The sequence below is a fragment of the Bradyrhizobium glycinis genome, from assembly GCF_016031655.1.
GTDB lineage: Bacteria > Pseudomonadota > Alphaproteobacteria > Rhizobiales > Xanthobacteraceae > Bradyrhizobium > Bradyrhizobium glycinis.
This window is the reverse complement of sequence record NZ_JACCHQ010000007.1, coordinates 56,165-68,504: the sequence shown is the minus strand read 5'-3', so window position 1 is coordinate 68,504 and position 12,340 is coordinate 56,165. Positions and strand designations below refer to the sequence as shown.

The 12,340-nt window shown below is 57.7% G+C and carries 11 protein-coding genes and 3 pseudogenes; 8 read left to right on the top strand and 6 right to left on the bottom strand.

All coding sequences use genetic code 11. From position 1 onward, the window contains the following. The first annotated feature begins 882 nt into the window (after window positions 1–882). From HZZ16_RS12925 to HZZ16_RS12915, 3 genes are all read left to right on the top strand, one after another. Window positions 883–1,071 (top strand): hypothetical protein, encoded by a 189-nt coding sequence (locus tag HZZ16_RS12925; protein WP_197948977.1) that lies wholly within the window; start codon window positions 883–885, stop codon window positions 1,069–1,071. A gap of 390 nt (window positions 1,072–1,461) precedes the next feature. Then, window positions 1,462–1,737 (top strand): hypothetical protein, encoded by a 276-nt coding sequence (locus tag HZZ16_RS12920; protein ID WP_197948835.1) that lies wholly within the window; start codon window positions 1,462–1,464, stop codon window positions 1,735–1,737. A gap of 58 nt (window positions 1,738–1,795) precedes the next feature. Continuing rightward, entirely contained in the window at window positions 1,796–2,230 is a 435-nt protein-coding gene (locus tag HZZ16_RS12915; RefSeq protein ID WP_197948834.1) for a hypothetical protein, read from the top strand. A 606-nt stretch (window positions 2,231–2,836) separates the two neighbouring features. Here the strand turns inward: HZZ16_RS12915 and HZZ16_RS12910 are convergent. After that, window positions 2,837–3,499, bottom strand: a complete 663-nt coding sequence (locus HZZ16_RS12910; protein ID WP_197948833.1) for a hypothetical protein — start codon at window positions 3,497–3,499, stop codon at window positions 2,837–2,839. A 39-nt stretch (window positions 3,500–3,538) separates the two neighbouring features. Continuing rightward, complete coding sequence (locus HZZ16_RS12905; protein ID WP_197948832.1) at window positions 3,539–4,279, bottom strand: metallophosphoesterase family protein; 741 nt, start codon at window positions 4,277–4,279, stop codon at window positions 3,539–3,541. Window positions 4,280–4,461: 182 nt separating this feature from the next. On the opposite strand from HZZ16_RS12905, the gene HZZ16_RS12900 reads away from it, so the two are divergent. Beyond that, on the top strand, window positions 4,462–5,070 hold the full coding sequence (locus HZZ16_RS12900) for a transglutaminase-like cysteine peptidase (RefSeq protein WP_197948831.1): 609 nt from the start codon (window positions 4,462–4,464) through the stop codon (window positions 5,068–5,070). 139 nt (window positions 5,071–5,209) lie between these two features. Then, window positions 5,210–5,447 (top strand): annotated as a pseudogene (locus HZZ16_RS12895) (transposase); the annotation flags it as partial. Here HZZ16_RS12895 and HZZ16_RS12890 read toward each other — a convergent pair. The 3 genes from HZZ16_RS12890 to HZZ16_RS12880 form a co-directional block, all read right to left on the bottom strand. Further along, window positions 5,442–6,737 carry an O-antigen ligase family protein gene (locus HZZ16_RS12890; protein ID WP_197948830.1) on the bottom strand — a complete coding sequence of 432 codons (1,296 nt, stop codon included), beginning with the start codon at window positions 6,735–6,737 and terminating at the stop codon, window positions 5,442–5,444. The pseudogene HZZ16_RS12895 and the gene HZZ16_RS12890 sit on opposite strands and share 6 nt — an antisense overlap. A gap of 161 nt (window positions 6,738–6,898) precedes the next feature. Next, a complete protein-coding gene (locus tag HZZ16_RS12885; protein WP_197948829.1) occupies window positions 6,899–7,207 on the bottom strand; it encodes a hypothetical protein in 309 nt (102 codons plus the stop codon). 70 nt (window positions 7,208–7,277) lie between these two features. Further along, complete coding sequence (locus tag HZZ16_RS12880; RefSeq protein ID WP_197948828.1) at window positions 7,278–7,883, bottom strand: hypothetical protein; 606 nt, start codon at window positions 7,881–7,883, stop codon at window positions 7,278–7,280. Between the two features lie 334 nt (window positions 7,884–8,217). Here HZZ16_RS12880 and HZZ16_RS12875 point away from each other — a divergent pair, with 334 nt between their 5' ends. Next, on the top strand, window positions 8,218–9,567 hold the full coding sequence (locus HZZ16_RS12875; RefSeq protein WP_197948827.1) for an undecaprenyl-phosphate glucose phosphotransferase: 1,350 nt from the start codon (window positions 8,218–8,220) through the stop codon (window positions 9,565–9,567). Between the two features lie 222 nt (window positions 9,568–9,789). Beyond that, complete coding sequence (locus tag HZZ16_RS12870) at window positions 9,790–10,899, top strand: polysaccharide biosynthesis/export family protein (protein WP_311974131.1); 1,110 nt, start codon at window positions 9,790–9,792, stop codon at window positions 10,897–10,899. 187 nt (window positions 10,900–11,086) lie between these two features. Here HZZ16_RS12870 and HZZ16_RS38565 read toward each other — a convergent pair. Beyond that, window positions 11,087–11,194, bottom strand: a pseudogene (locus HZZ16_RS38565) (IS481 family transposase); the annotation flags it as partial. 178 nt (window positions 11,195–11,372) lie between these two features. Here HZZ16_RS38565 and HZZ16_RS12865 point away from each other — a divergent pair. Then, window positions 11,373–12,296, top strand: a pseudogene (locus HZZ16_RS12865) (IS630 family transposase). Window positions 12,297–12,340: the final 44 nt, after the last annotated feature.

Below are 12,340 nucleotides of genomic sequence, written 5' to 3'. Positions count from 1 at the left end.
TGAGCGCATGGATGAGCTTGGCGATCGCCGGCTGGCGATTGCTGGAACGGAGTAAAATCCCTTGTCCTTTACGATGAGGACAAGGTGATGTTCGCCGCGTTTTGTGGGTGATCGCTTCCGCCAGCAGCAGCGCGGACGAGGGCCAATTCGCGTTCAGAAAGAGGTGAGGTTAGTCCTAGTGCGTGCAATGGCCTCCGTCCGAAAGAGTTTCGCTTGAGGTCGACTTCATCGACAGCATTTTCCATCAGCCCAACGCTCCTATCCACCGTCGTATTGATCGCGTTCAGGTCGTAAACGAGCTGGTCTGCAGCATTCCCCTGGGCTGGCTGCGTTCCGCAGGAAGGCGCGTACAAGAGAGACCGAAGGCCATCGGTGGCAAAAACGAGATCGTCTTTGCGGGAATGCGGGTGCGGACCTAAGATAAGGAAGCGCCGAGGCGTCATCAACCCAGGTTAGGCGAGGGATTGGGTTGGCTTGCGGGCGCCTCGACTCTGGTCCGGATTGGAAGCAGAGCCGTTGATGATGCCGAGCTCGGAATTTGCACGCCGATCTTATGCAACTTTAGCGAGAAATTGCAAATCGTGTCTCGACCACAAGCGTGGCGGCCGCGGAGCAGGCCAACGATGTTGCTTCTTTTCCAGATAACCTTATTTCTCACGAGGATTGGAGGGCGCGCATTGAGCAGCCACAACATTGGTGCCTCATTGCACCCTTGCGCCCGCTCTTACTGAAACCGCTGGGGAAGACGGCTATCTGACGCGCGTTGAACAAGGATCCAATGATGCCGCGCGTGCGCGGAACTGCTCCGTCGAATCGCTTTCGGATGAACGCCCTGCATGCTCGTGATGGCGAGCGTCACGAGATCGTCGAATTCATTCGACTATGATTGCTCAAACAAACGATGCGAATACGCAGATGCTTCAAAAAGCTTGGGCGGCATTGCCTCTCACGAGAATCAGAGAGCGGGCGCTCGAAGGCGCCTTCTTCAGCGTTGCGTTGATCGCCACGGCGGGCTGGGTCTATTTCATCACGCTGTTGCTGGTGAGAATGATCTTGTGGTGCTTCGGTTGACTCTAAGTGGATGATCGATCTCCAAGCAGATTTCTGCCCTAGATTTCCCGTGCCTGACCACGAAATGAGCAGCGCTAATGATCATGTCGACACAACTGCACGATGAGAATGCTGTGCCTTGGAGAAGGAAACGTTCCGCAAATGGAAAGACTTTCGAATGACGCCAGTCCTGATCCTGATCTTGATCTTCTCCGCCGGCTTCGGAACTGGTTATGCGGCCGGAGCCAAGCGATCGCGCAAGCGCAAGCGTATGCGCCAACTGTATGCGCCGTATGGTCCGTCATCCCGACCGGCGCCTCGACGGGCATTCTGACGACATTCAAGGGATCGGGTCGCGTGATCTAGTACTCGAAGGGAAGCGGCGATCCATGCTATAGAAAGAGGCACGCCATGACCGACGCGTGGAATAGCGCTCCCCGCCGATACTTCGTTGATGCCGGCGGGCGGCGCGTCCTGATTGGGCTGACATTTGAAGAGACGTTTGAGTTCGAACGACTGGATAACCAGCCGATCGAGAATTGGTCGGACGGCCGGCTCCCGCGCGTGGGAAGTACCTTGTGGCATGTCGCGGGTGAGGAGCGCTGGCAAGAGCTGTACGCGAAGCACGAAAGCGCTTGGAAGAGATGGATGATGCAAAACCAACTCGGCGAGATTCGGAGGCTTTAATCTTTATTAACTATCTGGCTCCATTTTCCTTTGGCTCTTCAAACCGGAAGATGAATGCATGTTCCAGCTGTTCTGGCGGGCCCGTACTCACAATTTCCTAAGAGGCCGTTCTAGCGGCGAAAGCGCGTTCCGCGCGCGTTCACCGGAGCGAGACGCTGAGACGGACCGGGCGCGCGTCGACGCCATCATACTCGCGATCAATGACGCCCTACATGCAGCCGAGCGGGAGCAAACCGGCTTGAATCGACGGGTGGAAGACGTATTGGCACGGGCCGCGGTGACCTTCGGCAATGGTGACGACGAATACCTCGAGCGCGAGGCGCTTGATAATCATCATCAGGATTTGCTCGAAAAAGAAATCCAGAACGGCCAGCGCAGGTTAAAGGAGCTTGGCTCCTCTATTGCACATTTCAAGTTCATGAAGGCAGCAGCGCTGAGCCGATTTCCTGATTACGAAGCAGCCACGGGTAGACCAAGCCGCGAACGCCGCTAGAATTCGCCTACCGCATCAAACAGAACGCAGCGCGACATAACTGCCAAACAACTTTGTGGCGCATAGGACGAACGCGCGCACGGTAGCTTGGTTCGCGACCAGTGAATCGTCACGTTCGATCAACGAGACTACCCGAATGCACTCGAGAGGCCATCAAGCTCTGCGGTAGACGGAATCTAACTAGTAAGCCAAGACTCGATCGGGGGCCAACGGATTCACGAAGCGCACATAGGTGCGAACTGGCCCGTAGTAGTAGTGAGGCTCATCTCGCGTACGCGGATCGAATGTGGAGGGATAAGCCTGTAGAAGCGACTTGTGCCGGACCTGCACCACGGTCGGGCATCCGCACCGAGGCCCACAATACGGGTGGGGACCACGGTCAATATACGGCGCGCTAGTCGCGTGCCGCGTGATCGGAGGCACGGCATAGTCTGCTGCCGATGACGGTGCCGCGGAAGCGACGGTCAGGCTCAACGCGAGTGCAAGAAGGGCAAGAGATGATTGCATGACTGTGCTCCCCAATATGTTCCAATCTTAAACGTTCCAATTAGAACGAGCAATACGCTCTCTCGATCTCCCGAGGCTGAAAAAACGCGCGGAAGGCGGCTAGCGATGCAGCGCTGAAGAAAATGTGGGTGCGATCATTAGAATTGCCTCCTCTAGGAACGCTTTGCCTCGACCGGAAGCGCGGTGATAGGCCGATACGACAGCGGCGTTCTGGTCCGGTTGACGTGTCAGCATCAAGCGCAAGTCGCCTCGGACCAATTCCCTCAGATCGGGGTCGGCAAGCGCATCGAACCGGGTCGCTGCATCCAGCCGCACCGGCATCAACTCGGCCTCGTTTGGAGCCGTCAAGTAGGCCATCCGGAGTGCTTCGACGGTGGCGGGTCCACTCGGATCGCGCTGCTCCTCAAGCAACGCCAAGGCAAGCCAAAGTTCGGCGTCGTAAGGAAGCTTTGCAAGTGCGTTCGTGAGCTGTAATCGGGCGAGGTCGTTCTCACCGCCGGGGCGGGTTGCCGACCGACCATGCTGAATTGCCTGAAAAGCCAGATTGAGCGCTTGACTGCTCTGGACGTCGGAATCGAATAGGGCGAGCAGATCAATCCAACTCGGCAGGGTCGGGGAGGCTGTTATCGCCTGTTGCGGGTCGCGTGGAAATTTAGGGCGCTGAGGGGCAATCGTGCCGGCGAGGGACGATGCAAGTCCATAACCAGCGAGGAACAGAGCAAGGCCGATCAGAACGGCGCGAATGGTGGTCGACGAGCTCATTCAAATCTCTAGGGAGTGGACCAAATCCCGCTGCCTGCGTCAAAGCGCAAGTAGACTATCGTGCTGAATGGTCAACAGCGTCAAATTCCCTGTTGCGTAGGCGCCGGTGTCGATGTTGGCTCGGTTAGCCCGGATATCCGGCTGCTGAACCGGAGTATGCCCATGGACGATGTACTTGCCGAAATTGTCGTCACTCAGCAGAAACTCCTCCCGGATCCACAGCAGGTCATTTTCTTCCTGCCTGGCCAGCGGCACACCTGGTCGCACGCCGGCGTGCACGAAAAAGAAGTCGCCGCACACGAAGCGCGATCGAAGTCCTTGGAAGAACCGCATCTGACGCGGCGGAATGGCCTGCGCCAGTTCGATCATCAGTTCTGCCTGTTCGACCGGATCCGGGTTGAGCGAAGGCTTTAGTCCATAAGAAGTCAGTGTTTGGAGCCCGCCAAATTGCCGCCACTCGTTCAGGCGAGCGGGCTCCCGCAGCACGTCAAGCAGAAAAGCCTCGTGATTACCCCTCAGGAAAACAGACTCGTGCTTGAGGCCACGTTCGATCAGAAGGTCGATCGTGCGATTGGAGTCCGGACCGCGATCAATATAGTCGCCAAGAAAAACGTGAATCGCCCGCCGTGAGCCAATGGTGGTGAGGTCACGGTCGATGACGGTAAACATTTGCTGTAGAAGATTGGCGCATCCGTGGATGTCGCTGATCGCATAAATGCGCAGCCCATCCGGCAGCCTCGGCTTGCGTAGCCTGGATTTTGATCGCGACGATCTTAGCATCTACTGAACTTAGTATCCTTGCGACGTCCTGGTGGTGCAACGTCGCACAACCGTAAACGAACATAGTAAACGCAAATGCAAAATCGAGCCTAGCATTTGCTTCTATTTGATTGCCCAAAAGCTTCAGAATCTCAAACCATTAGGGGTAGCGTGCCGGCTAGAAGCATACCGGGAGTTACCAAATGCGCAAGATTTCAAGTTTGGCCGTAATGGCCGTCGTGACTGCTCTTAGCTGGTTTGGCCCGGCTGAGGCGGGGCTCTTGGGAATGCCGATGGGTCTTCACTCCGCAATCCAGCGCATCAAGCTCGATACGCCTACCCTGCCGCCCATGGCGTACACGCAGTTTTGCTTGCGCTATCGGGACGACTGCCGTACGAGGCCGATCTTTCGAGGCGGTTCCGTCAAACTGACCGAGCAAAGATGGGCCGATCTCAAGGAGGTTAACCGGATCGTCAATCGTGACATCGCACCCGAACCAAATGAACTCGGTTTGGCCGGCGAGCAATGGCTGATCAATCCGGCGCGAGGCGATTGCAACGACTATGCGGTTACCAAGCGGCATGAACTACTGGCGCGAGGATGGCCGTCGCGTGCGCTACTGTTGAGCGAAGTAATTGCTAATTCGGGCGAGCATCATCTGATTCTGGTCGTCCGCACGGCGGAAGGGGATCTTGTGCTCGACAACATGACGCAGGCGATCAAGCTGTGGTCGCGCGTTCCCTATCGTTGGGTTCGGATGCAGATGCCGAATTCCAGGCTATGGGCGACCATTGCGACGAGCCGGGTCTGAGCCAGCGGTCCCCAAGGTGTGGTCTCGCAGAAGTTGTCCGTATGTTCTGAACCGAGCAAGCTGAGATGGTGAAGCTTCGGTATTCCAAGAGAGACCAGATGAACGTCTACCAGACTGTGTGGCTTCTTGGGATTCTCAAATCAGACGGAACACGAGCGACGCGCACTGGGATCGTATCTCCGGCTTGATCATCGGTCGGCCGGACCGGCGAGGTTCGACCGACCGCGACAACCGGGTGTTTGTCGAGGGCTTATTCTGGGTTGTGCGAACCGGTGTGTCTGCCCGAAGCGTTCGGCGAATGAGATAGCGTGTTCCGGCGCTTCTGTCGGTGGAGCGCCAAAGGGGTGTGGCTGCGCATGTTCGAGGCTGCGCTAGACCCTGCTGGTTCGTCCCGAGCATTGCGCGATGCCGAGACCGACCATTACCGCGAGAATGATCTGCACGACGGGCGTTAGTAGCCCCGGCTCGACGAAGCTTCCACACAAAGCGCAAAGCACGCCGGCGGCAGCCAATGATGCGAAGAATGAATCGCGCCCGCGACGGATAGCGCCGCGCAAATTGAAGATGAAGATCTGAAGCGCAAGCGCGGCGAGAACCAGCGGTGCCGCGCGCCCCCATTCAATTGCTATGGAGACGGCGGTTGACGGCGGTACGGCGGGGCCTGCGCTTCCAAAATCCCGGTAGACGCGTGAAATTTCGGCGAAACTGCCGACGCCACTTCCGACCCATGGCACCCCTGCCAGCGCGCGTTGGGCAATTTCGGTCGAATCATCCGACGACTCTGCGATCTTCAACAAATTCATCGAAGCAGATGATCGGGCGAGCCCAGCTCCGGTGGCTGCGATCAGAATGACTGCGAGCAACGTTGCCGAAAATGGACGAAGACGCAATCGGCGCACGAGTGCGATAGATGCCATCAGTGCAAATCCCAGGACCGTCAGGCCTAGGAGATGAAGCCGGCCAAGAGCCGCGATCGCTCCAACTGAAACCGCAGTGCCGCAAAAACTCAGGAGTATCTGCACGAGGCGCGGCGCAGAAATTGAAAAGATCGCTTCGGAATGGTTGAGGTGCCGTTCGATCGCCATGGCGAGCATCGCTGCGTTGGCCAAAGCGGCAAGCAGGGAGGTCAACGCGATCATGCCGTTTGTCGTGCCATCATACGACACTCTTGCTGTCAGCTGGTCGGCGCGTCCCAGTAAAGGGCCGAGCGCAACGAGAGTCGCAGCCGCCGTCAAAACCAGGAGAATCAACTCGGCCCGGCGCCGGTCTTGGGTCACGAGAATGGTCGACGCGATCACCGCCAAGAGGGCCAGATACCAGATCAGGCTGTGCAATGTGGCGCCGGGATCGATACTGATGTGCCCCACAAGAGAGGGCGCATTCAAAGCGATGGCTGCGCTCGACCAGATGGGGTTTGCAAACCAGGAGACGGGAGCGGGAATAATCTGCACGACCATCCAGACAATCGGGACAAGAATTGTCGGAGCGAACTGCTTCAGTGTTTGCTTGATAGTGGCGATCTCAGGCGAGCGAGCAGACGCAGCGGCAAATGCCAGGGCGAGAGCGGCGAGGAGAAGAGTTGCAGGCGGCACGTAGCTGCCATTGGCAAAGACGCCTGCCGGCGCCGTGGCCAAGAGTGCAATCAGCAGGTAAGAGGCGATGGACAAGCGAGGCTTTTCGATGCGTGCGAAGTTGCAGATGAGGGGGACGCGGACCCGAAGGTGAATATCGCATGTGAATTGCTCGTCTCCAAACGATATCGGGGCGGCCGGAAGATTGCGATTCCGCGGGTTGGGATGTTAAAGAGCTAACCCTATCTGCCGAGCAGCTATCGCCGTTGATCGAGTGATGCTCTCTTGTATAGGAGCGCTACGGAGGCCCTGCGTCCAGATTGACGCTGCGGAAGTCGCGCGATCAGCATGCTCTGTGCCAAAAGACCAAACGCATAGCCGAACTGCGGCGCGAATCCGACAACAAGGCCAGAGCCCAAGGCGGCGACGATGCTCGCGTCGAGACAGAACTCGATCGCGGTAGTGGCAAGCATCGCGAGCAAGCAGAAGGGGACCAGAATCCAGACGCGGAAGGCCCATGCCAGGACTGCACCCACAAGAAACAGGAATATGGCCGCCGGAATCATAAATGTGTCTCCGGCGTCCACCTTTTCACCCGAATTCCTAAGGAACCGTCAATCGTGCCCTATGCTGTCGCTAAGGGTTAATGGCAGCACAGCTGGCAACCAAAGCCTTCATTGCTGCGCCGAGACCCAACAGAGGTATAACGCCACGGATTGGATCGGGTCGAGCTTCGATTTCAACTGATAGTTGAGGCGTATTTTGCCAATCATGAGCCGCGAGGTCCGTGGCCGCCTGCGGCAACAGCAGGGCTTCGCCGGATTGGATGACCGTTCCTTCAAATTCGCGTCGTCCGTCGGTCGTACTCAGTGCTACCCTCGGACGATCACCAATCGATCCCCGTTGCACAGTCACCAGAATGACTTCAACGCCCCTCTTGCCACATTGAAGGTTCACGCCGGCGAGGCGGAGGTCTGACGTCGAAGAGTCTGCGACATGCATTACCGAGACCGCGTCGGGTCCCCCGGACGGGTTTTTGGTGCGCACAAGTCGCCATCCACCCTCAAGTGTGGTCATGCGGCTGGACTTTGTGAGCTGCTCGGATGCCTGTTGGTCGCATTGTCGTTGCTGATCTCGGCTGACGCCCGAGGTACATCCTTGAAGTGGGGGATTCGCCGGCTGCGCCTCGCTAACTGCTACGAGCAACAGCGAGAGCAGCGGAATGAGATGCAAGGTCTTCATAGGTCGCAGCTTTGCCGCAATGAGTCGCCAAACAGGCTTGACCCGTTGCCCATTGATTTGGCATAGGTCAATCATAAGAAGTTTATCCATTATATCCGATAATTTTATTGCAATGCAGCATTTTTGATGGTTCTTTAGTTAGGCTTCAATTTAGCGTCGGCGTATCGCGGAGGTGATTTTGATCCCTCAAAATCCAATTTCGGCCGTCCCTGCTAAGTCTCGGGGCGGAGATCAGCCAGAAGCAGCCCTCCAGATTGTCGGCCGCCGGTCCGGGCTCCGCATTAAGATTCCCTACTTTGCATGCAAGCACGCACTGGCGTTTGTTGACGCTTCGGTGATCGTGCTCGCCAGTGTGTTTGGGGGCGGGCTGTACCAGATCATTGCCTACGGCGATCTCGACCACGTAGAGCCGGTCCTCCGCGCCGGGCCGGTGGCGGCCTTGCTGTACGTTCTTCTCGGGCATTCAACAGGATTTTACGAGCTGCGCGAGGCGTTGGCGAAAAAGAGAAGGGATGTCGGACCCATTTTCGCGCATTGGTCGTTGGTCGGATTGTTGCTGGCGCTTCTTGCGTTCCTGATGAAGAGCGGTGCCTCCTTTTCCCGTGGATCCGTGATCTGCTTTGGCGGTCTCGCGCTTGTCTTGCTCCTGACATCCCGCCGACTGGTGAAACGACTCGTATCTGCTGCCGTCGCGGAAGGGCAAGTCCAAGGTCGGCGCGCGATCTTGCTGGGCACGCGTGAGGAGCTGGCATCGCTTGGGGCAGAGGAGTTGTTGGAGCAGCATGGCCTAAGCGAAGTGGAGCGTGTGACTTTTTCAAGCCGGAGCAACGGCGGCTTCGCTATGACTGCCGATGAATCGTCTTCGCTTGAGCGAGCCCTTGCGGTCGCGCGGGAATGGGGGGTCGACGAGATCGTTCTCGCATTTCCGTGGAGCGATACTCGCAAGATCGAGCTCGTGCGCGACGGCCTGAGGATCTCGCCGCTTCCGATCCAACTGTTGCCGGACCGTCGTATTCGATCGGTGGCGAAGAATCCGTCGTATCGCCTGCAGAGCTCACTGTCCGTCGAGATTCAGCGCGGACCGCTGACGCGCACGGAGCAGATGTCAAAGCGGATACTCGACATCGTCGGAGCGTCGATCGGCTTGATCTTGCTTGCGCCCTTGATACTGATGAGCGCGGTCGCCGTCAAACTCGACTCACGAGGGCCGGTGCTGTTTCGGCAACGACGTAACGGCTTCAACATAAAGCAGTTTTCGATCTTCAAGTTCAGAACCATGACGGTCATGGAGGACGGCGCAACCGTCGTGCAGGCTCAGCGTTTCGACCCCCGGGTCACAAAGGTCGGGCGAATCCTCCGTCGCACAAGTATCGATGAGGTTCCGCAGTTGCTGAACGTCTTGCGAGGAGAAATGTCCCTGGTTGGTCCGCGGCCGCACGCGCTTGCACATGACAGTCACTTCGGACAACTATTGTCCGACTATGCGTTTCGGCATCACGTCAAGCCCGGCATCACCGGGTGGGCTCAGGTCAACGGATACCGGGGCGAGACTGCGCGCGTCGAGCAGATGAAGGGGCGAGTGGACTGCGATCTTTGGTATATCAACAACTGGAGCCTGCGGCTGGATCTCAAAATCCTTTTGCTCACCTGCCTAGAACTTATTCGCCGCAACAACGCGTATTAGGGACGTTTACGAGGCATCGCGGCTGAATCTCCTGTAGCCGCATTGCAACAACTCTTGCTTATCTTCTTCGCGACGGCGCTTACGTCCTCCATATCGTTGACTCATCGCCGGAATTCCCCGAAATTTAAGCAAGTTAATCGGGGACTGAGTGTGTTGAAGCGGGGCTTCCTCCTAATTTCGTTGCTTTCGGCTGTCCTGCTGAGTTCGGCGGGATGTTCAATTATGCCGATGTCGGGTCCTGAGGATCACGTCATCAAGAGCGAGCGCACGGTCAATGGCCCAGAGTACGGGCTGATAAAGCTTACGCCAACGGTTGTTGACATCGTTAAGGAATATGGTCCTGGAGCGATTGCCGGGTCGTTCCCAGACAACCGCCCGCCGCCTTCGATTAAGTTTGGCATTGGCGACGTCGTTGCAGTGTCGATCTTCGAAGCGGCTGCGGGCGGACTGTTCATCCCGGCCGAGGCTGGCGTGCGTCCGGGCAACTTTGTTTCGTTGCCAAATCAAAATGTCGATTCAGCCGGATTCATTACGGTTCCGTATGCCGGCGCTGTCAAAGCTGACGGCCGCACGCCCAGCGAAATTCAGCAGGACATTGTCAAGGCAATCGGCAACCGCGCGATTGAACCACAGGTCGTTGTGTCGCTCATCACCCAAAATACCTCTCTGATCAGCGTTTTGGGCGAAGTTAATGCGCCAACCCGTCTGACCGCAAACGCGGCTGGCGAACGCATTCTGGATGTCATCTCTCGCGCTGGCGGACCAAAGGGACAGGGCTGGGAGACCTGGGTGACGCTGGAGCGCAAGGGCAAGCGCGCGACGGTCCCGTTTGGAGCCCTGGTTTACACACCGGCGAACAACGTCTGGGTGCATCCTGGCGATACAATCTATGTCTATCGCGAGCCGCAAATCTTCTTGGCCTTTGGCGCATCGGGCTCGCAGGGGCAGTTCCCCTTTGATATGTGGAAGATCAATATGGCGCAGGCCATGGCCAAAGCCGGTGGTCTCCTAGACTCGCAAGCCGAGCCGAGTGGCGTCTATGTGTACCGCCGAGAGCCGCGGGAGCTCGCGGAGCGATTGGGCGTGGACTGCTCCAAGTTCGTTGGTCCGACCGTACCGGTGGTGTATAACGCGGATTTTCGCGATCCGGCGGCCTACTTCTTGGCAACCAGGTTTGAGATGCGCGACAAGGACGTCTTATTCGCCGCCAATGCAGCGACGGTCGATACGGCCAAATTCCTGCAGTTCGTCCGGGTCGTGATCGCAACCGCCAATGATACGATCGTAACCGCGAACAACGCGCAGATACTCAAGATCAATTCGAGACAATAATGCCTTCGAGGCGGCCGCCGAGTTGTGTGTCGATCCGAACTACAGCGTCATGGAGCCAGCTTAAAGTTTGCGGCAGTCGGGCCATTCATCACGAGGAACTGGTGGGCGCCTGATTGCTTGCGCGTCCGTGCGACAGCTTCTTGGCAGGTGCTGGAGCTAGATGTGGAGCCTCAACAGGTTATTCCTGGTTGAATTGGAGCGCCGCTGCCGCCTTCGTTAAACCACCTTCGATCGCGCTCCGCACCATGACCTCTCGACCTTTCGGCGTCAGAGGCGCATTCTTATGTGTGTCCATTCGGCCCTCCGGGGATTGGCTAAAGCTTCGACAACTTCAGCTTCCTCGTTCCGGACGGATGGACGACCTCCTGAAAGCGCACAGCTAGAGCGTTTCATTGCTTAATTGAACCGGAGGGGATTCCGGATTTTGGCGGATTGTGATTCAAGATGCTGACTGGATTGGAGGCGAGCATCGCATGACCCGACCTCCTTCCCTGGATCTTCGCGAGCGTGTGGTGGCGTCTGTTTTTGCGGGCGAGAGCTGCCGGCCTGTGGCGGAACGGTTTGGTGTTGCGGTCTCCCCGGTTGTAAAATGGTTACAGCCGCAGCGGGCGACCGGCTCGGTTGTGCCTGGCAAGATGGCCGGCCACCGCAAGCCAGTGCTTGATTCGCACCGCGCCTTGATCGTCGAGCGGATCACTCAGACGCCGCATCTGACGCTGCATGGTCTGAAGGCGGAACTGGCAGCCCGTGGGTCAGGATCTCACACAATGCGGTCTGGCTGTTCCTGCGCCGGGAAGGGCTGTGGTTCAAAAAAACTGTTCGCCCTCGAACAGGCTCGCGCCGACGTCTCTCGTAGGCGCCAGCGTTGGCGATCCTGGCAGGCCGGACTTGATCCGGGCCGGCTCGTCTTCATCGATGAGACCTGGATCAAGACCAACATGGCCTCCTTTGCGGGGCTGGGGCCCAAAGGGGCACGCCTGCGCCGCTTCGCCCCGCACGAGCACTGGCGTAGTTCACATTTCTCGGCGCACTCCGCCATGACCAGCTCACGGCACCCTGCGTCTTCGACGGCCAGATCAACGGCGAATGCTTCCGCTCCCATATGAAGCACCTTCTCCTGTCAACCCTGCGCGAAGGCGACATCGTCATTCTCGACAATCTGGGAAGTCACAAGTCGAGAGCTGTCAGGCAGATGATCCAGGCCGCTGGCGTAAGGCTTTGGTATCTGCCCCATATTCTCCCGACCTCAACCAGATCGAACCGGCCTTCTCCACGATCAAACATTGGATGGGGCAAGCTCAGAAGCGCACCATCGAGGACACCTGGCGCCACATCGGTCACCTCGTCCAGCACATCCATCTCACGAATGCGCCGACTACTTCGCCAACGCCGGCTAAGCTTCAGTCAAAAAGCGAAACGCTCTAGAGAGACTGTTGGTCCG